The following is a 19,858-nucleotide window of genomic DNA, read 5'->3' as shown; positions in this document are numbered from 1 at the left end:
CATCGCTCCTGTTTACTCAACCCTTTGCCCACCTACTCCAAAGTATGCTGCTAATTCGTCATTTTTACTATCTTTTGCTTGAGTTAATGCATCCCAAATGTTCGCGGCAAGAGGATAACGGCCTCCTAGTTCTACATCGGTGTAGTAAACTAACTTATCTGCGACAAGATCAATAGGGTGTTGCACGCCAGTCTCGATGTCTTGTGTTTCAAGCTTTAACTTTTCAACTTCAAAGGTCTCGAGCGTTTCTGTTAACGCTCTTTTCAATCGAGAACCCAGATACCTATTTTCAGGATCATCGGAACGACCATCACCTCTTAGTGTAAGATTTACTTTAGCGGAATTCGTTCCGTTTAATGTCGCAATCAATGCGTTGTTAAAATCATGTTCAACATTTTCAAAGAGTTGTGCATTTGTTGGGCGTGCTATCCCAATCTCTAGAGTTTTGATATGGACTTGGTTGCGAAGTAACCATTCTAGGCTATTTGCCTGAATAATTGGGTTAACAGTAGTATTTTGTGTACCGTCTGAGAGATATTTGCTTAACAACAACCAACTATAACAGAAACGATTGCGTTGAATGATGAGAACTGAGTCTTGGATGTAAAAATGAAAGTACGCTTTTTCCAGTAAGTTCTCATTCGCCGCTAGTAAAATCTCTCTCTCTTGACCACCTGCGACAGCGACATGAGGAAGGTCATTTGAGCGATGCTTCCCGATAACCCCCCTATAACCATATGCGGTTCTTTCCATAAACCGAATTTCTACTAGTTTGGTACCAACTTTTCTCACTGTTCTTTGAGGTGCCTCATTGTACTCATCGAATAAATTATTAAATACATCCTCAGGGGATTGTATTGCGGCATGAGCATCGGTGCTGATTGTGTTACATTGATAAAAATCAAAGAAAAAACGTTTACTTGGCATTATTAGAAATCCCCATATCAAGCTACTGATTCAATCAGCATAAGATAACTAAAAAACTAACGCGTACGCAAAAAGTATCGTAATCTGTTAAGAGTGGTCACTTCGACATACAGCTTACATCATCGAAACCCTGTCGACTGGCGGGGTTTTTGCTTTCCGGCGATACGACAGGGGTATTTGCGAGATGCATTGCATCAGTATCCCAGTCATATCGTCGTATATCGCATAATTGATTTGCATCGCCTCACTGTGGCGTAGAGATCTTGGGCAAGAGCTCCCCCTGTCATTTTTATAAACAAAAATGTTTATTTTTTGCTTGATGGCATAAACAAAAATGTTTATACTTATCTCAAGTTAAACAGACAGGAGGAGGAAGTGAAGCAAAGCGAGTTGAGGCGTTGGCTTGCAGCTCAAGGGGCAGAGTTTAAAGATGGTACTAACCACCTGAAAATCTACCTCAACGGCAAGCAAACGGTAATGCCGAGACATCCGGGGAAGGAAATACCGGAACCGCTGAGGAAGGCAATTCTGAAGCAACTTGGCATCAAATAAAATCCAGCCCTTCGGGGCTGGTACTCGCGGAGATTCACTTAATCGATATGCGATACCCGGTAATTTTTGAACATGATGAAACCGGCTGGGCGGTATTCTTTCCGGATATCCCAGAGGCAATGACGGGCGGAGAGACCAGGGAGGAAGCGTTAGAAATGGCGCAAGATGCCCTGGTAACGGCGTTTGATTTCTACTTCGACGATCGCCGGGAGATTCCCGCGCCATCAGCTGACGGTGAGGCATTTGTTGAGGTTCCGTCCAGCGTAGCGGCGAAGGTATTGCTGCTAAATCGTCTGGTAAGCACCAACACCAGCAATGCTGAACTTGCCCGCATGATTAATACGCGTCCGCAGGAAGTACAGCGCATCGTGTCGCTTGGTCACAGCACCAAAATTGATACGATTCAAAAAGCGCTGGCAGCGCTGGGACAGCATATGGAAATTGTCGTTCGTTAATCACCATCTCCCCTAACCAAAAGGTCGCCGCGTTGGCGGCCTTTTTTATTGCCTTCGATATTCATTCTTTCTTACACGTATAGCACCTCAACAGGAGGTGTCGGATGAACAGAACCATGCCTGACAAAATTGCCTCTGCAGTAGGGTATTGCACTTCGGGCGGCCTCATCTGCTGGGGCGGCATTGCCAGATGGGTACATGAGCTCGACTGGAATTTGATTGCGGTCGTCGGCGGCTTCGTGATCGGCTTACTGACTTTCTTCGTGAACTTTTATTTTAAGCGGCGCCAAACCAGAGCATATGAAAAGGCTCTGGCACGAGGCTATATAACGCCACCACCACAGGATCACTGATATGGCCAACCTGAAAACGAAACTCAGCGCAGCCATGCTGGGATTAATAGCGGCTGGTGCATCCGCCCCAACTTTGATGGATCAGTTCCTGGATGAGAAAGAAGGTAACAGCCTTACCGCTTATCGCGATGGTAGCCAGGGGATCTGGACTATTTGCCGAGGCGCCACGCGAATTGATGGTAAACCCGTCACGCAGGGAATGAAGTTGACCCAGGCCAAATGCGATGAGGTGAATGCTATCGAACGTGATAAGGCGCTGGCGTGGGTTGATCGGAATATCCGCGTACCATTGACGCCTCCGCAGAAAGTCGGCATTGCTTCATTCTGTCCGTACAACATCGGCCCCGGTAAATGCTTCCCGTCTACGTTCTACCAGCGCATCAACGCCGGCGACCGTAAAGGCGCATGTGAAACGATTCGCTGGTGGATTAAGGACGGTGGGAAGGATTGCCGCATACGCTCTAATAACTGCTACGGGCAGGTAACTCGCCGGGATCAGGAAAGTGCGCTGACGTGCTGGGGGATTGACCAGTGAATGCAACTTACTTAAAGCCAGCTATCGCCGCGGTGATTATTGCTGGTGCCTTTGTTGCTGGTTTAGCCTGGAGCGATCGGGCATGGGAAAAGCGGTGGGCTGAACGTGATAGCGCCGAATCGGCTCAGGAAGTTAACGCGCAAACCGCCGCCCGGATGATTGAACAGGGGCGCTTGATCGCCCGCGATGAGGCCGTACAAGATGCTCAAGCCCAAACCGCTGCAGCGCGCGCTGCTGCCGCTAATCTCTCTGGCACTGTTAACCAGCTGCGCCAGCAGGCAAAACACCTTGCCACCCGCCTGGACGCCGCAAAGCACACCGCGAGTCTCGCCGCTACCGTCAGAAGCAAAACAACCGGCGCCACCGCCGGAATGCTCGCCGACATGCTTGGAGACCTTGCAGAAGAGGCTCGACGATATGCTGCAATCGCTGACGAACGCTACACAGCAGGGATGACCTGCGAGCGGATTTACGAATCGGTGAGAACGTCTGTCCCCGATAAGGGTTAAACAGTGAATCAGCCTCGAGTTATCGGGGCTTTGTTATTTGTGAAGGTACACGATGCAAAATATCAAGATTGAATACGTTAATGGCGCGCTGGTGGCGCTGGAGCGTGACGGTGTGTCTTACGTGCATCTGCCTGTCTCTGCTATCCATTTTGACCATACCGCTAAGATTTTCCCGCACCTCAAGATTGAGATTGAAGCTGGTGGTGCACCATTCGTACCGGCAGCACCAGCGCAACCACAACCGGCAGAGCCAGAACAGCCACCAGCTGCTGTAGAAGAAGTGCAGCCTGCAAAAGAAGGTGAGCTCTTGCCGCCAGGTGATACTTCGCCACGACCGGCGCGCCGTCCCCGTCATCGCAACCGTAACCGCAACCGGAGCCAGTAATGTTTAATCGTAATGATCTGACCCTTTCGCTTTTCTATGCTTCCAGCACGAATGACGAAGGCGAAAAAGTCGCGACATTGACCGTTCAGGTGAACAATTCCGACATGGTGGCCATGCAGAGCAACAAGCTGCAGTGCATCACTGATAAGGCTGGTAAGAAGGCTTATTCCGTCGGCGAGCAGATGGTCTCCAATGGCTCTGATCCGCTGCTGGTTGCTCTGGAGAGCTACTGGCGCCAGAACACTGAGGCGGTCGTGACCGGGTTACTGGTCGATGTTGGCGACTTCATTGCTGGCAATATCAGCCAGTCCTCAACGTTCCTCGGCTTCAATGGGCTGAAGGTCTTCGAGAATGAACCCCTTGTGGCGCGCATCCCTGAGGATGTGCTGCAGGCCGACGGTGGCGCGTCCGAAGGCTGAACATTCACAGAGGTCGTTCAGTGAGCGGCCTCGATGATTGGTCAGCTATTGCAAATGACAATCATTATTGCATGGGTCCTCCCGGCGGGGTGGCCTTCCACGGGGCGGCGCGCTCGCGGGAATCGGCTAGTTTTCTGGATCCATGGTCATCATCATCATTTGCGCAGGTTTTTGATTTTATTGATGCCTGTTTTGCAATGATGTCGAAACGGTTAAAAAGTGTTCACCATCATGGATCAGGAAATCGCTTCTCTGAAGCTGAATATTAATCAGCTGGCGGGCATAACCAATGTCCACCGCCAGACGGTGGCCGCCAGGCTGAAAAATGTCGAACCAGCACCGGGCAGCAACAGCAAATTAAAACTGTTTTTAGTGACCGACGTTCTGGCTGAATTAATGATCCCCACAGTTGCAACCAGTCTGGAGGATATGCCACCGGCGGACAGGCTGGCGCACTGGAAGGCGGAGAACGAGCGGATCAAGTTTGAGCAGGATACGGGGCAGCTTATACCGGCAGATGAAGTGGCCAGAGAGTTTTCAGTCATGGCTAAAGCCGTTGTGATGGTGCTCGAAACGCTTCCCGATGTACTCGAGCGAGATTGCGCGCTTTCCCCTGCAGCGGTTGCCCGGGTGCAGAGTGTGATTGACGATTTGCGCGACCAGATGGCCCAAAAGGTCATGGAAGCCGAAGCAGAGGAGGATGAGCCAGAGGAGGACTGATGGCAAAGCGGGCATCCGCCAGGGGGATCCGACGGGATGTCTCCGGAATTTTACGCGCGCCACGCCGCATGCTGGTTGCCGACGCGGTAGCCGAGTATATGCGTGTGCCGATGGGCGCCGGTAACTCGGTCCCATGGGATCCTAATCTGGCCCCATATGTTATAGAGCCGATGAACTGCCTGGCATCGCGTGAGTACGATGCTGTGGTATTCGTTGGCCCCGCACGAACGGGTAAGACGATTGGCCTGATTGATGGATGGATCGTATACAGCATTGTTTGTGATCCTGCTGATATGCTGGTTATTCAGGTATCAGAAGAAAAAGCGCGTGAACACTCGAAAAAACGTCTGGACCGTACATTCCGATGTAGCCCTGAAGTAAAAACCAGATTGAGTCCGCGTCGTAACGATAACAACGTTCACGATCGTACTTTCCGCGCTGGTAACTATCTGAAACTTGGCTGGCCCTCAGTCAATATTATGTCCTCGTCGGACTATAAATTTGTTGCGCTAACCGACTACGACCGCTTCCCGGAAGACATTGACGGGGAGGGGGACGGATTCTCGCTTGCCTCCAAACGTACTACTACGTTTATGTCTTCGGGTATGACCCTGGTCGAAAGCTCACCGGGCCGCGACATTCTCGATACGAAATGGCGGCAGAGTTCACCCCATGAAGCACCTCCCACGACGGGCGTGTTGTCGCTGTATAACCGCGGCGACCGCCGGCGGCTTTACTGGCCTTGCCCGCATTGTGGGGAATATTTTCAGCCTGAAGTTGCCAACATGACGGGCTACCGTGACACGACGGACCTGGTCACAGCCAGCGAAGCGGCCTATCTGCAATGCCCGGCCTGCAAAGGTAAAGTGCTTCCTGCGATGAAGCGCGAGCTGAACATGAAAAGCGTCTGGCTACGTGACGGGCAGTCAATTGATCGGGAAGGAAACATTACAGGGGAGGGCCGGCGGTCACGCATTGCTTCTTTCTGGATGGAAGGGCCAGCAGCTGCTTATCAGACCTGGTCACAGCTAATTTATAAATATCTGGCGGCTGAGCAGGAATACGAAAAAACCCAAAGCGAAGAGACACTAAAAACGGTCGTTAACACTGACTTTGGTCGCCCTTATCTTCCGCGCGCCAGTACCGAACAGCGTAAAAGCGAATTGCTCGAACAGCGGGCTGAGGATGTCCCGAAACGTTGTGTGCCTGATGGTGTTTGTTTCCTGGTGGCGACTGTCGACGTGCAGGGGGGACGTAATCGCCGTTTTGTCGTTCAGGTTACTGGCTACGGAAGCATGGGCGAACGGTGGCTGGTGGACCGTTACAACATTCGCCAGTCACTCCGGTGCGACGCGAACGGTGAAAGCCTGCCTATCGACCCTGCCAGTTATCCTGAGGACTGGGATCTGCTGCTGACTGATGTCTTTTACAAGACGTGGCGAATGGCATCCGATCCCCGCCGGTGTATGCGCCTGATGGCAATGGCAGTCGATTCCGGCGGTGAAGATGGTGTCACCGATAATGCCTATCGATTCTGGCGTAAATGCCGTCGGGAGGGAATTGGCCGGAATGTTTACCTGTTTAAAGGTGATGGTCATCGACGCGAAAAGCTGATCACCCAATCCCTGCCAGATAACACCGGCCGTTCAGCGCGCCGGGCGAAAGCCGCCGGGGATGTTCCTCTTTATCTGCTGCAAACCAATGACCTCAAAGACCGGGTAAACAACGCCTTGTGGCGCGATACCCCCGGGCCGAACTACATCCATTTCCCGAAGTGGCTGGGAAGCTGGTTTTACGACGAACTGACTTATGAGGAGCGTGATTCTGATGGCAAATGGAGTAAGCCAGGGCGCGGCGCCAACGAAGCTTTTGACCTGCTGGTTTACGCTGATGCGCTGGTTATCCTTCGCGGATACGAAAAAATTAAATGGCCTGATGCGCCTGAATGGGCGAGGCGGGAAACGTGGATGGAGAACGTGCCACAGGAAACTGGCGAAGAAGCACCCCCGGCGCCAGCGCCTGTCCAGACCAAAAAGCGCAAACGCAAAAAAACCGTAACAGATGACGCTAACCCATGGGCCACCTCAGGAGGCTGGTTGTGAATAAAAGTGATATTGAGGCCATGATCCAGCGCTATGCCGAAGCGGAAATGGCGGTACTGGATGGCAAATCCATTAAATTTAACGGTCAGGAAATGACCATGGAAAACCTGTCGGAAATCCGCAAAGGACGACAGGAATGGGAGCGGCGCCTTTCTTCCCTGAATAATAAGCGCCGGGGACGGCCTGGCTACAAACTGGCGAGGTTGTAATGTCTCTACTTGATGATGCGATTGGTGTCATTTCCCCTGGCTGGAAGGCCGCAAGGCTACGCTCACGCGCCATGATACAGGCATATGAGGCCGTTAAGCCCACGCGCACCCACAAAGCCCGCCGGGAAAATCGTTCGGCTGATCAACTCAGCCAGATGGGGGCTGCCTCGCTGCGGGAGCAGGCGCGGTGGCTGGATAATAACCACGATTTAGTGATTGGCATTTTCGATAAGCTTGAAGAGCGGGTGGTTGGTAAAAGCGGGATTATTGTGGAGCCGCATCCGAAGCTCAAGAACGGCAAGATCGCTAAAAAGCTTGCGGCAGATATCCGTCAGAAATGGGGTGAATGGTCTATTCGACCAGAAGTGACCCATCAGTTTACCCGCCCCATGCTGGAGCGCCTGATGTTACGCAGCTGGTTGCGCGACGGGGAGGTTTTTGCACAGATAGTCAGCGGCACAGGCAATGGCCTGACGCCTACCGCCGGGGTGCCGTTCTGGCTGGAAGCGCTGGAAGCTGATTTTGTTCCCCAGACCAGCAGCGAGTCGGACAAGCTAAATCAGGGGGTATATACCGATAACTGGGGCAGGCCAAAGGGCTATCTGGTCTATAAAAGCCTGCCGGTGTCTGGCCGTCAGATGGATACCAAACGGATTGATGCAGAAAATATGCTGCACCTGAAGTTTGTCAGGCGGCTGCATCAAACGCGAGGCACCTCCTTGCTATCGGGTGTTCTGATGCGTCTCAGTGCGCTGAAAGAGTATGAAGATGCTGAACTGACAGCAGCACGTATCGCCGCCGCCCTTGGGATGTATATCAAAAAAGGGGATGGGCAAAGCTGGGATGAAAACGCCGGTAAGGATGATGATCGTGAGCTGAATATTCAGCCCGGCATTATCTACGACGACCTGCTGCCTGGCGAGGATATCGGCATGGTCAAATCCGATCGCCCGAATCCCAATCTTGAAACCTTCCGCAACGGCCAGCTGCGTGCCGTTTCCGCCGGCAGCCGCCTGAGTTTTTCCAGTACGGCCAGAAACTATAACGGGACCTATAGTGCTCAACGGCAGGAGCTGGTGGAGTCGACAGACGGTTATCTCATTCTGCAGGACTGGTTTATTGGTGCCGTGACGCGTCCGATGTATCGCGCTTGGTTGAAAATGGCGGTCGCCAGCGGCGAGATCACCTTACCGCGTGGGCTGGATGTTGAGTCCTTATACACCGCGGTGTATTCCGGCCCCGTGATGCCATGGATTGATCCCGTTAAGGAGGCTAATGCCTGGAAGGCTCAGATCCGTGGTGGCGCGGCGACGGAGTCAGACTGGGTTCGCGCCAGTGGGCGCCATCCGGATGATGTTAAAGCGCGCCGCAAGGCCGAAATAGACGAAAACCGTGAGCAGGGGCTGGTATTTGATACTGATCCTGCCAATGACAGAGGAGGCACCAGTGCCGATGCCAAAGATACGGGCGTACCAACGTCCGAAAGCCAGCGTAAAAAGTAATTCATGGTTCCGCATGAAGTCCAGCGCCAACAATGAAGCGGATATCTATATCTATGATGAAATTGGTTATTGGGGAGTAACAGCCAAACAGTTTGTTAACGATCTTAAAGCGCTGGGTGATGTCAGCCACATTAACCTTCACATTAATTCGCCTGGTGGCGATGTCTTTGATGGCATCGCCATTTTTAATGCCCTGAAACATCACGGTGCCGCGATCACCGTTCACATCGATGGCCTGGCTGCCTCGATGGCTTCTGTCATCGCAATGGTGGGTAACCCGGTCATCATGCCGGAAAACACCATGATGATGATCCATAAGCCATGGGGATTTGCCGGCGGCGATGCCAACGACATGCGCGACTACGCTGATTTGCTGGATAAAGTTGAATCGGTCTTAATCCCCGCCTATGCAGCAAAAACCGGAAAAACCTCTGATGAGATTGCCGCAATGCTGGAAGACGAAACCTGGCTGGATGGCGCTGAATGCCTTGCCATGGGTTTTGCTGACCAGGTGATCCCATCCCTTCAGGCAATGGCCTGTATTCATTCAAAACGTATTGAGGAATTTGAAAAAATGCCAAACAGCATTCGTAATATGGTCACCCCGCCGCGTAATTCCACCCAGCGCGAACCGCAGCAGCCTGTACCACAACCTCAGGCACACCAACCTACCGCCCCTCAGCCTGCCGCTGTGGATGAGAATGCTATCCGGGCGCAGGTTTATGCCGAACAGCGTAACCGTGTGAACGGGATTAATGATCTGTTTGCTATGTTCGGCGGTAAGCACCAGGAGCTGCAAAACCAGTGTATTGCGGACCCCGATTGCACTGTGGAGCAGGCGAAAGATGTTCTGTTGGCTGCTCTGGGCAAGGCTGCTACTCCATCGAACAAAAGCGAACAGCCGCACATTTATGCCGGGAACGGGAATTTTGTTGGCGATGGCATCCGTCAGGCGCTGATGGCCCGTGCAGGGTATGAAAATCAGGAACGAGATAACGTGTACAACGGGATGACGCTACGTGAGTATGCGCGTATGGCACTGACGGAACGCGGTATCGGGGTCGCCAGTTACAATCCGATGCAGATGGTTGGCCTGGCATTGACTCACAGCACCTCTGATTTTGGCAATATTCTGCTCGACGTAGCGAATAAGGCGCTTCTTCAGGGCTGGGATGAGGCAGCAGAGACCTTTGATCTGTGGACGAAGAAAGGCCAGCTGTCTGATTTTAAAACGGCTCACCGCGTGGGAATGGGCGGTTTTAACTCCCTGCGTAAGGTTCGCGAAGGGGCTGAATATAAATATGTGACCACGGGCGATAAAGGGGAAACGATCGCACTGGCTACCTATGGGGAAATTTTCTCCATCACCCGCCAGGCGATTATCAACGATGATCTGAACGCATTAACCGACGTCCCGGCGAAAATGGGGCGCGCCGCGAAAGCCACCATTGGTGATTTGGTGTATGCGATTCTGCTGGATAACCCGAAACTGTCCGACGGAAAACCACTGTTCCATGCCGATCATAAAAACCTTTCTTCTGGCGCCATTTCTGTTTCGAGCATCGATGATGCCCGCAAACTGATGCGCCTGCAGAAAGAGGGCGAGCGCTCTCTGAACATTCGTCCGGCCTACATGCTGGTGCCGGTGGGGCTCGAAACACTGGCTAATCAGACGATTAAATCAGCAAGTGTTAAGGGTGCTGATATTAACTCAGGGATCAACAACCCTATCCAGAACTTTGCGGAGGTTATTTCTGAACCGCGACTGGATGACAAGGATCCGAACGCCTGGTATCTGGCCGCAGCAAAAGGCACCGATACCATCGAAGTGGCTTACCTGAATGGTGTTGATACGCCTTACATTGACCAGCAGGAAGGTTTCAATACCGATGGTATTGCTACGAAGGTACGCATCGATGCAGGCGTGGCGCCGTTAGACTTCCGCGGTCTGACGAAATCCTCTGGTAAGTAATTTCCACCCACTCGAACCTCTTAGCCCATATGGGCTTTTTTTATACCTGAAATCAGCCCTTCCGGGCTGATAGGAGATGTTATGGCTAAAAACTATGTGCAGGAAGGAAAGACTATCCCTCTGGAGAATGCCGGACAGGAAATCATCCTGAGCGGGGCGCCGGTTGTTATCGGTCAAATGATTGCGGTTGCGATCACGGATATTCCGGGCGGCGATACAGGTGATGGCCTTACCGAAGGTGTATTCCAGTTGCCGAAGCTGGCCGCCGATGAAATCAGCGCGGGGGAAAAGGTGTATATCAAGGCGGGTAAAGTACAACTGGAAGCCACTGATGCCGTCCTGGCGGGTGTTGCCTGGGAAAATGCTGCGGCTAACAGTACCGTCATTGACGTCAAAATCAATGCCTAACCCTTTCGACAAGATGGCGGCCCGGATGGATGCCGCCACCCTCAAAAAAATGGGCAGGGAAGCGGTCATTAACGGCATAAGCGTTGACGTCGTGCCTGCTGAATTGCTGGAGGAGATGGGCGTGTTGTCCGGTACCGCAACGGTGCTGGTTGTTTTTGCTGCTGACTATCGGCCCGCCAGAAACGATGCTGTCGAATATGACGGTAAAGACTGGATCGTTACCCGTTATCAGCTTTTTAACGGGAAGCCTCAAATCTGGCTGGAGTGAATGATGTCACTGAAAGGTCTTGAGCGTGCGATCCAGAACCTGAACAGTCTGAGCCGCCTGATGGTCCCAACGGCTGCCGCCCAGGCGCTCAACCGGGTCGCCGGGCGGGCGATTACGCAGGGCAGCAGGAAAGTCGCAAAAGAAGCGACAGTGGGCGATAACCACAAAAAGGGGTTGCCGGTGAAGCTGGTCCGCCAGCGTTCGCGTCTTAAGCGCGCGAAGCCTGAAAGGCTGGTGGCGGCAATTCGTATTAACCGGGGAAACCTGCCCGCAATCAAGCTGGGTGCAGCGCGCGTGCAACTCTCCAGGCGAAAAGGAGAAAAGCGCGGGCGCGGTAGCGTGTTACGTATTGGCCCGTACATTTTCAGAAATGCGTTTATTCAGCAGCTGGCGAACGGGCGATGGCAGGTTATGCGCCGGCTGGGTAAACCCCGTTACCCGATAGATGTTGTCAAAGTTCCCCTCGAAATCCCATTAACCCAATCCTTCACCGCGATATCAAAGCAGCTTATCGACAGCGATATGCCGAAGGAGCTGTCTGCCGCGCTGAAAAATCAACTGAGGATCCACCTGAAGCGATGAGCAAACACACCGCTATTCGTCTTGCGGTACTGGAACAACTAAAGGCGTCCATTCCGGATCGTGTGACATGGTTTGACGGGCGCCCTGTTTTTCTGGAAGAGCAGGACCTGCCGGCGCTGGCAGTCTATCTGTCTGATGCCGAATACACGGGAGACAGCCTTGATGAGGACAGCTGGCAATCAGTCCTCCATATCGAGGTATTTCTGAAATCAACCACGCCGGATAGCGCGCTGGATGCGTGGATGGAGGAAAAGGTGTACCCGGCCCTTGAGACTATCCCGGCGCTATCTCCCTTAATCGAAACGATGATCCCCATGGGCTACGACTACCAGCGCGATGACGAACTGGCCACATGGGGATCTGTCGATCTGACTTACACCCTCACTTACCTGAGATAAGGAATTTTATGGCTACTCCAAATCCAATGGCCCCGGTTAAAGGGGCGGGCACCACGCTCTGGTTATATACCGGAACGGGAAATCCCTACGCTAACCCACTTTCCGATGCCGACTGGCAGCGCCTGGCAAAAATTAAGGAGCTGACGCCGGGTGAGATGACGGCTGAGTCCTACGATGATACCTATCTTGATGATGAAGATGCGGACTGGACCGCTACCGCCCAGGGGGCAAAATCGGCAGGTGATACATCATTAACGCTGGCCTGGAAACCAGGAGAGGAGGGTCAAAAATCGCTGGTGGCCTGGTTTGTCGATGGCTCTGTACGGGCGTACAAAATTAAGTATCCGAATGGCACCGTGGATGTGTTCAAAGGTTGGTGCAGTAGCCTGGGTAAAGCCATCCCCGCGAAGGAAGTGATCACGCGTACCGCAAAAATCACCAATACCGGGAAACCGGAACTGGCTGAAGAAAGCGGCAACCCGCCGATCGCAGTGACCGGCATCAAACTCGACAAGGCAACGGCCAGCGTAGCCGTCGGCGCCACCACAACGCTAAACGTCACCTTCCTGCCTGCCAGTGCATCGGAACAGTCTTTCCGTGCGGCGACCTCGGATAGCGCAAAGGCGACTGTGGCCGTGAGTGGTAAATCTCTGATTGTCACCGGCGTGGCGGCTGGCGCGGCAGACATTATTGTCATGAGCAATGACGGTAATTTTGTGGCGACCTGCAAGACCACCGTGACTGCGTCCTGAGGATAAAGGCATGAGCATGTTTTTGAAGAAAGACGAATTTACCCATAACGGCGCTTCGGTGCCAATCACCGAATTGTCGGCATTGCAGCGCATTACTTATCTCGAATATCTGGCCGCAGAAGAAAAAGCCTTATCCGCCATTTCTGATGACGTGGATGACCAGACAATGTCCGCCGGGCTGGTCAGCATGAGTATTCGCGCAGGCGCGCGCCTGATTGCGCTCTCGCTCTGGCATAACGATCCGAAGGGGCCATCTGAAGAGGAACTCCACCAGCAGGTGATGAGTACCTGGCCGGCGGAAGCGATTGGCAAAGCGGAAATGCAGATCAAGCTGCTCTCCGGCATGCTGGCGCCTGTTGCCGAAGAAGAGCAATCCACGGATGAAGATATTGATGCCACCGCGCTGGGTGATGAACCTGTTACTGCGGAAAAGCCCTAGCCAGCGAGCTTGATTTTGTCCTGAAACTGGCGCGTGAGTTCGGGCGGCCCGACTGGCGCGCCATGCTTGCTGGCATGACGTCCTCCGAGCTGGGCGACTGGCATCACTTTTACCGGGAGCGTTATTTCCAGGACGCGCAACTCGATGCCCATTTCTCCGGGCTGCTATACACCATTTCAACCTTCTTATACCGGGATCCGGATCTCACCCCTGCACACTTCAGCTTGCTGTCCCCGTCTGCTGAGGTAGCAGCGGATAATGTGCAGGACGATGACGCCATGATGCTGGCCGCAGAGGGAATAACAGGAGGCACCAGATATGGCCCAGCAGATTAGCGACCTTGTCATTAACCTGGATGTCGACAGCGCCACATTTACCGAACAGATCGCCAGGATTAAGGGGCAACTGTCCGGTATGGCGGATGAATCGGACAAAGTTCAAACGCGCATGCGTAGTGCGGCAGAGGCGCAAATCAGCGCGCTGAAAACCAACAGCGCCGCCAGCGCAGGCGCCGTGTCCGATATGCAGAAGCGACAGGCGGATGCCGCCGCCGGGCTTCAGAGCGAACTGCAACGGGTCTCCAAATCGGTCGATGAGACTTACCAGCGCGTCACCGGGCTAAACCAGCGTTATCGGGAGAACGACGCTCAGGCAGAGGCGCTGGCGCGGCGGCAGGATGCGCTGGCGGAATCGTTCTTTCGGCAGATAGATGGCGTTCGATCCCTCAGTGGTGAAACACGGTCGCTGGCCAGTGTCCAGGAACAATTCCGCAAGGCCCGCGCACAGGGAAACATCACTCAGGGTGATTATCTCTCCCTGATTTCCCGCACCACGGCGCGGCAGAAAGAACTTCAGCAGGTTGAGGAAAAAGCGAACCAGGCGCGCGAGAAATTTCTTCGCCAGCTGAAGGCGCAGGTTGTCGAGCAAAAGCTATCTGGTACAGAGCTCCTGAGAATGAAAGCGGCGCAGGTGGGCGCCGGCGATGCCGCTGAAGTTTATATCCGCAAACTGGAAGCGGCAAAGGTCGCCACGCACAGCCTTGGTCTCGAGAGCGCTGGCGCACGTCGGGAACTTGGCGTGCTGGCGGGGGAATTATTGCGTGGTAATTTCGGCGCGTTGCGTGGCTCCGGGATAACCCTGGCGAACCAGGCCGGGTGGCTCGAAAAAATGATGACACTACGCGGACTGGGGATCGCCGGCGTGGTCGGTGGCATAGCGGCCTCCGTCGTTCTGCTGGGAAAGGCATGGTACGAGGGCGGGAAGGAAGCCGAAGAGTTTAACAAACAGCTTATTCTCACCGGGAACTATGCCGGGAAAACATCGGGACAACTGCAGGCGCTGGCGCGGAACATCTCAGGAAATGGAGTCACTCAGCACGCCGCGGCAGCCGTATTAGCGCAGGTTGTCGGAAGTGGGGCATTCGGTGGAGCCGACGTCGAGCGTGTTGCCAACGTGGCTGCAAGGCTCCAGCAGGCGACCGGCCAGGCGGTGGATGAAACTATTAACCAGTTCAAACGGCTGAAAGAGGATCCGGTTAATGCGGTTGCAACGCTGAATGAGTCGCTGCATTTTCTGACCGCCAGCCAGTTTGAACAGATTTCAGCTGCTCAGGCGTTGGGGGATTCACAGCGCGCTGCAGAGCTCGCGATGCGGGCCTATTCCGACAGCGTTATCCAGCGCGCAAATGCGGTGAAGGAAAATCTGGGGACACTGGAAACTGCGTGGAACTGGGTGAAAAATGCCGCCAGCGGCGCCTGGGATGCCATGATGGGCATTGGTCGGAATCCTGATACTGCCATGAAGCGGCAGGGGGCTTTTGCGGACTGGCAGTCAGCCGAAAAGGAATACCGCGCGCTGTCGTCCAACCTTAAAGTCGATCCTGACTATGCGGGAAACAATCCGCTGGTGAAAGCTGATGCAGAGCGTCTTCGCAACGCCCGTGAGCAGTTATCTCTCAAAAAACAGGCCTATGATGAGGCTGATAAAGCATATGCTCAGGAGGGGTTAGCCGCGGCGCGCGAGAAGCTGCGCAATGACCAGCAGCAGCAGGCAATAAGGAATCAGCAGCAGTTTAACCAGCTTCTTGATGCTGGCCTGAAACCTGCCGAGCGGCGGGCCCGTGCTCAGGAAGAATTTAATAAGCTGGTTGCGAAAAATAAACAGGATGCCATCGATGGGATTGCTACCCGCTGGACGGACAGCGATATCGCGAAAATCCGCGCGGGCATCGATAGCAAATACAAAGATCCGAAAACGCCGAAAGGCAGGCAATATACCACGCCCGCTGGCAGTAAAGCTGAGGAAGGGGCGCAGGCGGAGCTGCTGACGCTACAGGCGCAGCTTAAAACCCTGCAGCAGCATACCGACGTTAACGATGTGATCAGTAAGCAGCGCCGTGACCTCTGGCAGACGGAAAACCAGTATGCCGTTTTACAGGAGGCCGCCGGCCGCCGCCAGTTGTCCACGCAGGAAAAATCCCTGCTGGCCCACAAAAACGAAACGCTGGAATACAAACGCCAGCTGGCCGATCTCGGTGATAAGGTCGCCCGGCAGCAGAAGCTGAATAATCTGGCTGATCAGGCCAATAAATTCGCCCAACAGCAAAGCGCGCTGAGGGCGGGGATCAATGCTCAGGCCGACGGGCTTTCTGGTAGGGAGTCGAACAGAAGGACCACGCTTGAAAAACTGAGTGAAACGTATGCCTTCAACCCTGATGCGCAGCGGAAGGTGCTGGCGGAACAGCAAGCCACCTATGAAGCCGAGGACGCACTGCGCGGTAACTGGCTCGCCGGTGCGAAGCAGGGCTGGGCGGAGTATCAGGATTCGGCCACAGATGTTTTCTCATCTGTGAAAGATATTTCTCAGGCCACATTCAGTGGTCTTGCCAACCAGCTGACAGCGCTGACCACAACCGGAAAGGCGAGTTTTAAAGAATTCACCACATCCATTCTGAAGATGATTGTTCAGGTCATCAATCAGCTGATCGTGGCCTATACCATTCAGGCGGCTATGGGGTGGATCAGCGGCGGCTCCAGTTCCCCGAAGTCAGGGCCGTCGTATGCCGTTCCTTCCTATCGTCCTTCCGGTTTTGATGGGGGCGGTTTTACCGGGCATGGGGGGAAATACGAGCCCGCCGGGGTTGTCCACCGCGGCGAGTTCGTTTTCACCAAAGAGGCAACCAGCCGCATCGGCGTGAGTAACCTTTATCGGATGATGAAAGGCTATGCTTCCGGCGGATATGTCGGCGCTGGTGGTGCGCCTGCAGGCGCATTCGCTGGTGGCGTGAATGTCTATGCACCAGTCAGTGTGACAACTCAGCAGACAGGTAATGATCAGCGGCAGGGTAATACTGATGCTGTTGGAAAGGCCTATCAGCAGGTTGTTAACCGCTCCGTGCAGGATGGGATTGCCAAAGCGCTGCGTCCCGGTGGGCTTATCTGGAACGCTAATAACCGCAGGTAATTTATGGCAATTGAAACATTCTCATGGCGCATTCAGGCTGCCAGCCAACCGACGCTAAAAAGCAAAGATAATATTCGTAAGGTTCAGTTTGGTGACGGTTATGCCCAGGTATCCGGGAATGGCATAAATGATGAAGCATTAAGTTATGAATTTTCATTTTCCGGCGACCCTGATACTGCGCTGGATATTTATAAATTTTTGCGTCGCCATAAAACTAAATCGTTTTCCTTTAAACCACCATCAGGTGAATTAGCACTTTGGCGGGTTGAAGCGGACAGTCTGCAAAAAGTTATTCAGGGAAAGAAAATCATCACCATCACCGCAACATTTGAACAGGCATTTGCACCATGATTAATTCTGATTATCAAAAGCTGGAACCTGGTAATGAAATCAGGCTATTTGAAATTGATGGCAGTAGTTTTGGACTAGATAATGTTCTGTATTTCCACTCGCATAATATTGCCCATACAGAAGATGAAATAATTGCTGCAGGAGGGGATGAGGATAAGTTACCTGCAAAAAGTATCTGGTGGCAGGGTACTGAATATAAAGCCTGGCCGTGTGAGATAGAGGGGATTGAGGCTTCCACTAGTGGGACGGATGCCCAGCCTACGTTACGGGTTGCTAACCTTGATGCGTCTGTAACTGCTCTGTGCCTGTATTATGATGATCTGATGCAGGCAAAAGTCACTATCCACGATACGCTGGCAAAGTACCTCGATCCCCGTAATTTTCCCTCCGGCAATGCTACCGCCGATCCCACCCAGGAAAAATTGCAAACCTGGTATATCGATGCGAAAACCGATGAAACGGATGAGGTGGTGGAGTTCACCCTTGCCAGCCCGATGGACCTACAGGGCATGATGATCCCCACCCGCCAGTTGCATTCGTTGTGTACCTGGTGCATACGGAATAAGTATCGTTCTGGTGATGGCTGTGATTACGCAGGCTCGCGGTATTTTGACCAAAACAATAAGCCGGTCGATGACCCCTCGAAGGACGTCTGCAACGGTACCCTCACAGCATGTAAGTTGAGGCACGGTGACACCAGTGAATTGCCGTTCGGTGGGTTTCCGGGGACTTCATTAATCAGGAGCTGATATGCGTCAAAAAGTCATTCAGGCGATACAGGCACATGCGGCGGCGGAATACCCGAGAGAGGCCTGTGGGCTAGTCGCCCAGAAAGGCCGGGTAGTGCGCTATTTCCCGTGCCGTAACATTGCCGGTGAACCAACTGAGCATTTTATTCTGGCGCCTGAGGATTATGCTGCCGCTGAGGACTGGGGGGTAGTGACTGGGATCGTACACAGTCACCCGGACGCCACGACCCAGCCGAGCGAACTGGACAAGGCACAATGTGACGCGACCCTGATGCCCTGGCATATCATCAGTTGGCCGGAAGGGGATTTTCGTACTATCCATCCTCGAGGGGAACTACCGTTACTTGAGCGACCGTTTGTGCTTGGCCATTATGATTGCTGGGGGTTGGTAATGAGCTACTTCCGGCAGACTCATGGTATAGAATTGCATGACTACCGCGTCGATTATCCCTGGTGGGAAAAACAGTATCCCGATAATTTTTACCACGATTGTTGGTATGAATGTGGGTTCCGTGAATTTGATGGGCCCCCACAATCCGGGGATATGGTCATCATGCAGGTTCAGTCGGATAAGTGGAATCATGCCGGGATCCTGCTGGAGGGGAATATGCTGCTGCACCATCTTTATGGTCACCTCAGTAAACGGGTGCCATATGGCGGTTACTGGTTAGAGAGGACTATGAAGGTTCTGCGTTATCATTCATTGTGCTAACCTTTCTCCAAAATCAAAGGGAGTGGTACTAAATTGAAAAAGATAATTTTATTATTATGCGTAACTAGTTTATTTGCCTGTTCAAGTAATCCTTTTGAGGAGACGAAAACACTATATTCTACTGAATATAAAAAACCTTCCTCAAACTCTACGCAAATTCGTGTTCATCGTGTTTCTCAGCTATCCGGTGCCGCATTAGGTGAAGATTGCCCCTTAGTGCTTAAGGTCGATGATAAAGAGATTGCAGGATTACAAAAAAATCAATATGTTGATTTATACGTTCCTAATGGTCATCATAACTTATCTGTTAAATTTAAATGTGCATTGACTTCATGGAGAAAATCTTTAGAGCTTAATGCAGTTGGTGACTATCAGGAGTATAAAACTGAAATTGGAGCAGTCGGTCAATATCGAATGTGGCGAGTTAAATAATATCCTGATATTTAACCTATAAGGCCGTTAACTCGGCCTTTTTGTTGGGGTTTTTTATGCCAGAAGTAATGACAAAAATTGTGATTAGTGGAGTGCTGGGGAAGCACTTTGGGAAAGTCCACTATCGACTTGTAAGAAATACAAAAGAGGCCATTAGAGCGCTTTGCTGTACAATAGATGGTTTCGAAAGATATTTAAATGAAAGTGAGCAAAAAGGTCTCACATATGCTGTATTTAAAAATGATAAAAATATCGGAGAGGATGATTTAGCATTTCCAATATCCGGAGAAGAAATTCGTATTATCCCTGTATTAATCGGTAGTAAAAAAGCAGGAATGCTTCAAACAATATTTGGAGCTGTGTTAGCTGCTGTTGGGGTTGTAGTAGGGGTGATGACTTCCTGGACAGGTGTGGGCGGGGCAATAGGTACTGCTATGGTAAGCGCGGGTGTGGGAATGATGGCTAGTGGTGTTATTCAGATGCTTTCTCCACAACCTGCAGGATTAGCCAGTAAACAATCCGACGATAACAAAGCCTCTTACGCATTCGGCAGCGTGACCAATACAGCCTCACAGGGTTATCCAGTTCCCCTTCTCTACGGAAAACGACGAATTGGCGGAGCCATTATCTCTGCTGGGATCTACGTGGAAGATCAGCAGTAATTC

General features: G+C 52.5%; 27 protein-coding genes. 26 read left to right on the top strand and 1 reads right to left on the bottom strand.

Translation table 11 applies throughout. The features are described from left to right. Positions 1–12: 12 nt before the first annotated feature. Entirely contained in the window at positions 13–927 is a 915-nt protein-coding gene (locus ABLV78_RS16620) for a DUF6731 family protein (protein ID WP_348865273.1), read from the bottom strand. Between the two features lie 375 nt (positions 928–1,302). Between ABLV78_RS16620 and ABLV78_RS16615 the strand changes: the two genes are divergently transcribed. The 26 genes from ABLV78_RS16615 (at position 1,303) to ABLV78_RS16490 (ending at position 19,855) form a co-directional block, all read left to right on the top strand. Then, positions 1,303–1,479 carry a type II toxin-antitoxin system HicA family toxin gene (locus ABLV78_RS16615; RefSeq protein WP_012542177.1) on the top strand — a complete coding sequence of 59 codons (177 nt, stop codon included), beginning with the start codon at positions 1,303–1,305 and terminating at the stop codon, positions 1,477–1,479. A 47-nt stretch (positions 1,480–1,526) separates the two neighbouring features. Then, positions 1,527–1,934 (top strand): type II toxin-antitoxin system HicB family antitoxin, encoded by a 408-nt coding sequence (locus ABLV78_RS16610; protein WP_041165571.1) that lies wholly within the window; start codon positions 1,527–1,529, stop codon positions 1,932–1,934. Positions 1,935–2,038: 104 nt separating this feature from the next. Further along, positions 2,039–2,287, top strand: coding sequence for a class II holin family protein (locus ABLV78_RS16605; protein ID WP_348865271.1), 249 nt, complete (start codon positions 2,039–2,041; stop codon positions 2,285–2,287). Position 2,288: 1 nt separating this feature from the next. After that, entirely contained in the window at positions 2,289–2,822 is a 534-nt protein-coding gene (locus ABLV78_RS16600) for a lysozyme (protein ID WP_348865270.1), read from the top strand. Then, positions 2,819–3,331, top strand: a complete 513-nt coding sequence (locus tag ABLV78_RS16595; protein ID WP_348865269.1) for a DUF2514 domain-containing protein — start codon at positions 2,819–2,821, stop codon at positions 3,329–3,331. The genes ABLV78_RS16600 and ABLV78_RS16595 overlap by 4 nt, the downstream gene beginning before the upstream one ends. A 52-nt stretch (positions 3,332–3,383) precedes the next feature. Beyond that, positions 3,384–3,716, top strand: a complete 333-nt coding sequence (locus ABLV78_RS16590; RefSeq protein ID WP_047043751.1) for a hypothetical protein — start codon at positions 3,384–3,386, stop codon at positions 3,714–3,716. Continuing rightward, complete coding sequence (locus ABLV78_RS16585; RefSeq protein ID WP_316499398.1) at positions 3,716–4,135, top strand: hypothetical protein; 420 nt, start codon at positions 3,716–3,718, stop codon at positions 4,133–4,135. The genes ABLV78_RS16590 and ABLV78_RS16585 overlap by 1 nt, the downstream gene beginning before the upstream one ends. A 20-nt stretch (positions 4,136–4,155) precedes the next feature. Further along, entirely contained in the window at positions 4,156–4,404 is a 249-nt protein-coding gene (locus ABLV78_RS16580) for a hypothetical protein (RefSeq protein ID WP_155958735.1), read from the top strand. Continuing rightward, entirely contained in the window at positions 4,367–4,855 is a 489-nt protein-coding gene (locus ABLV78_RS16575) for a DUF1441 family protein (RefSeq protein WP_032448881.1), read from the top strand. The genes ABLV78_RS16580 and ABLV78_RS16575 overlap by 38 nt, the downstream gene beginning before the upstream one ends. Beyond that, positions 4,855–6,957, top strand: a complete 2,103-nt coding sequence (locus ABLV78_RS16570; RefSeq protein ID WP_047077472.1) for a phage terminase large subunit family protein — start codon at positions 4,855–4,857, stop codon at positions 6,955–6,957. Before ABLV78_RS16575 ends, ABLV78_RS16570 begins: the two co-directional genes overlap by 1 nt. Next, on the top strand, positions 6,954–7,166 hold the full coding sequence (locus ABLV78_RS16565; protein ID WP_004111762.1) for a DUF6148 family protein: 213 nt from the start codon (positions 6,954–6,956) through the stop codon (positions 7,164–7,166). Before ABLV78_RS16570 ends, ABLV78_RS16565 begins: the two co-directional genes overlap by 4 nt. Beyond that, the gene (locus ABLV78_RS16560; protein WP_143830366.1) at positions 7,166–8,668 is read left to right on the top strand and encodes a phage portal protein; all 1,503 of its coding nucleotides are present in this window, start codon (positions 7,166–7,168) and stop codon (positions 8,666–8,668) included. The genes ABLV78_RS16565 and ABLV78_RS16560 overlap by 1 nt, the downstream gene beginning before the upstream one ends. Then, the gene (locus tag ABLV78_RS16555) at positions 8,619–10,640 is read left to right on the top strand and encodes a ClpP-like prohead protease/major capsid protein fusion protein (RefSeq protein ID WP_100126733.1); all 2,022 of its coding nucleotides are present in this window, start codon (positions 8,619–8,621) and stop codon (positions 10,638–10,640) included. The genes ABLV78_RS16560 and ABLV78_RS16555 overlap by 50 nt, the downstream gene beginning before the upstream one ends. Positions 10,641–10,721: 81 nt before the next feature. After that, positions 10,722–11,048: a DUF2190 family protein gene (locus ABLV78_RS16550; RefSeq protein WP_047077475.1), complete on the top strand. Its 327-nt coding sequence runs from the start codon at positions 10,722–10,724 to the stop codon at positions 11,046–11,048. Between the two features lie 25 nt (positions 11,049–11,073). Then, entirely contained in the window at positions 11,074–11,316 is a 243-nt protein-coding gene (locus ABLV78_RS16545; protein WP_238645133.1) for a DNA breaking-rejoining protein, read from the top strand. A gap of 3 nt (positions 11,317–11,319) precedes the next feature. Further along, positions 11,320–11,898 (top strand): phage tail protein, encoded by a 579-nt coding sequence (locus tag ABLV78_RS16540; RefSeq protein WP_020315398.1) that lies wholly within the window; start codon positions 11,320–11,322, stop codon positions 11,896–11,898. Continuing rightward, positions 11,895–12,296: a phage minor tail U family protein gene (locus tag ABLV78_RS16535; protein WP_047050088.1), complete on the top strand. Its 402-nt coding sequence runs from the start codon at positions 11,895–11,897 to the stop codon at positions 12,294–12,296. Before ABLV78_RS16540 ends, ABLV78_RS16535 begins: the two co-directional genes overlap by 4 nt. An 8-nt stretch (positions 12,297–12,304) precedes the next feature. Continuing rightward, positions 12,305–13,048: a phage tail protein gene (locus tag ABLV78_RS16530; RefSeq protein ID WP_348865268.1), complete on the top strand. Its 744-nt coding sequence runs from the start codon at positions 12,305–12,307 to the stop codon at positions 13,046–13,048. 10 nt (positions 13,049–13,058) lie between these two features. Further along, on the top strand, positions 13,059–13,487 hold the full coding sequence (gene gpG / locus ABLV78_RS16525; protein ID WP_080959414.1) for a phage tail assembly chaperone G: 429 nt from the start codon (positions 13,059–13,061) through the stop codon (positions 13,485–13,487). A gap of 62 nt (positions 13,488–13,549) precedes the next feature. Continuing rightward, on the top strand, positions 13,550–13,822 hold the full coding sequence (locus ABLV78_RS16520) for a phage tail assembly protein T (RefSeq protein WP_015367370.1): 273 nt from the start codon (positions 13,550–13,552) through the stop codon (positions 13,820–13,822). Next, positions 13,806–16,949 (top strand): phage tail tape measure protein, encoded by a 3,144-nt coding sequence (locus tag ABLV78_RS16515; RefSeq protein WP_348865267.1) that lies wholly within the window; start codon positions 13,806–13,808, stop codon positions 16,947–16,949. Before ABLV78_RS16520 ends, ABLV78_RS16515 begins: the two co-directional genes overlap by 17 nt. Before the next feature lie 3 nt (positions 16,950–16,952). Then, entirely contained in the window at positions 16,953–17,300 is a 348-nt protein-coding gene (locus tag ABLV78_RS16510; RefSeq protein ID WP_131066628.1) for a phage tail protein, read from the top strand. Then, positions 17,297–18,049 (top strand): phage minor tail protein L, encoded by a 753-nt coding sequence (locus tag ABLV78_RS16505; protein WP_348865266.1) that lies wholly within the window; start codon positions 17,297–17,299, stop codon positions 18,047–18,049. The genes ABLV78_RS16510 and ABLV78_RS16505 overlap by 4 nt, the downstream gene beginning before the upstream one ends. Position 18,050: 1 nt before the next feature. Beyond that, positions 18,051–18,761 (top strand): C40 family peptidase, encoded by a 711-nt coding sequence (locus ABLV78_RS16500; protein ID WP_047043727.1) that lies wholly within the window; start codon positions 18,051–18,053, stop codon positions 18,759–18,761. A gap of 33 nt (positions 18,762–18,794) precedes the next feature. Continuing rightward, a complete protein-coding gene (locus ABLV78_RS16495; protein WP_072269120.1) occupies positions 18,795–19,193 on the top strand; it encodes a hypothetical protein in 399 nt (132 codons plus the stop codon). Positions 19,194–19,249: 56 nt separating this feature from the next. Continuing rightward, entirely contained in the window at positions 19,250–19,855 is a 606-nt protein-coding gene (locus ABLV78_RS16490; protein WP_348865265.1) for a tail assembly protein, read from the top strand. Positions 19,856–19,858 lie beyond the last annotated feature (3 nt).

This window comes from Klebsiella sp. CN_Kp075, assembly GCF_040065055.2.
Lineage (GTDB): Bacteria > Pseudomonadota > Gammaproteobacteria > Enterobacterales > Enterobacteriaceae > Klebsiella > Klebsiella aerogenes.
Note: the sequence above shows the minus strand (reverse complement) of the source record. Positions and strands in the feature narration are given on the sequence as shown.

What these genes read in the sequence shown, in the direction of transcription:
- ABLV78_RS16555 (WP_100126733.1), top strand. Translation starts at nt 8,619, where the DNA reads ATGCCAAAGATACGGGCGTACCAACGTCCGAAAGCCAGCGTAAAAAGT.
- ABLV78_RS16505 (WP_348865266.1), top strand. Translation starts at nt 17,297, where the DNA reads ATGATTAATTCTGATTATCAAAAGCTGGAACCTGGTAATGAAATCAGG.
- ABLV78_RS16500 (WP_047043727.1), top strand. Translation starts at nt 18,051, where the DNA reads ATGCGTCAAAAAGTCATTCAGGCGATACAGGCACATGCGGCGGCGGAA.
- ABLV78_RS16540 (WP_020315398.1), top strand. Translation starts at nt 11,320, where the DNA reads ATGTCACTGAAAGGTCTTGAGCGTGCGATCCAGAACCTGAACAGTCTG.
- ABLV78_RS16610 (WP_041165571.1), top strand. Translation starts at nt 1,527, where the DNA reads ATGCGATACCCGGTAATTTTTGAACATGATGAAACCGGCTGGGCGGTA.
- ABLV78_RS16550 (WP_047077475.1), top strand. Translation starts at nt 10,722, where the DNA reads ATGGCTAAAAACTATGTGCAGGAAGGAAAGACTATCCCTCTGGAGAAT.
- ABLV78_RS16535 (WP_047050088.1), top strand. Translation starts at nt 11,895, where the DNA reads ATGAGCAAACACACCGCTATTCGTCTTGCGGTACTGGAACAACTAAAG.
- ABLV78_RS16620 (WP_348865273.1), bottom strand. Translation starts at nt 927, where the DNA reads ATGCCAAGTAAACGTTTTTTCTTTGATTTTTATCAATGTAACACAATC.
- ABLV78_RS16605 (WP_348865271.1), top strand. Translation starts at nt 2,039, where the DNA reads ATGAACAGAACCATGCCTGACAAAATTGCCTCTGCAGTAGGGTATTGC.
- gpG (WP_080959414.1), top strand. Translation starts at nt 13,059, where the DNA reads ATGAGCATGTTTTTGAAGAAAGACGAATTTACCCATAACGGCGCTTCG.
- ABLV78_RS16575 (WP_032448881.1), top strand. Translation starts at nt 4,367, where the DNA reads ATGGATCAGGAAATCGCTTCTCTGAAGCTGAATATTAATCAGCTGGCG.
- ABLV78_RS16520 (WP_015367370.1), top strand. Translation starts at nt 13,550, where the DNA reads ATGCTTGCTGGCATGACGTCCTCCGAGCTGGGCGACTGGCATCACTTT.
- ABLV78_RS16590 (WP_047043751.1), top strand. Translation starts at nt 3,384, where the DNA reads ATGCAAAATATCAAGATTGAATACGTTAATGGCGCGCTGGTGGCGCTG.
- ABLV78_RS16530 (WP_348865268.1), top strand. Translation starts at nt 12,305, where the DNA reads ATGGCTACTCCAAATCCAATGGCCCCGGTTAAAGGGGCGGGCACCACG.
- ABLV78_RS16515 (WP_348865267.1), top strand. Translation starts at nt 13,806, where the DNA reads ATGGCCCAGCAGATTAGCGACCTTGTCATTAACCTGGATGTCGACAGC.
- ABLV78_RS16545 (WP_238645133.1), top strand. Translation starts at nt 11,074, where the DNA reads ATGGATGCCGCCACCCTCAAAAAAATGGGCAGGGAAGCGGTCATTAAC.
- ABLV78_RS16570 (WP_047077472.1), top strand. Translation starts at nt 4,855, where the DNA reads ATGGCAAAGCGGGCATCCGCCAGGGGGATCCGACGGGATGTCTCCGGA.
- ABLV78_RS16510 (WP_131066628.1), top strand. Translation starts at nt 16,953, where the DNA reads ATGGCAATTGAAACATTCTCATGGCGCATTCAGGCTGCCAGCCAACCG.
- ABLV78_RS16585 (WP_316499398.1), top strand. Translation starts at nt 3,716, where the DNA reads ATGTTTAATCGTAATGATCTGACCCTTTCGCTTTTCTATGCTTCCAGC.
- ABLV78_RS16600 (WP_348865270.1), top strand. Translation starts at nt 2,289, where the DNA reads ATGGCCAACCTGAAAACGAAACTCAGCGCAGCCATGCTGGGATTAATA.
- ABLV78_RS16560 (WP_143830366.1), top strand. Translation starts at nt 7,166, where the DNA reads ATGTCTCTACTTGATGATGCGATTGGTGTCATTTCCCCTGGCTGGAAG.
- ABLV78_RS16490 (WP_348865265.1), top strand. Translation starts at nt 19,250, where the DNA reads ATGCCAGAAGTAATGACAAAAATTGTGATTAGTGGAGTGCTGGGGAAG.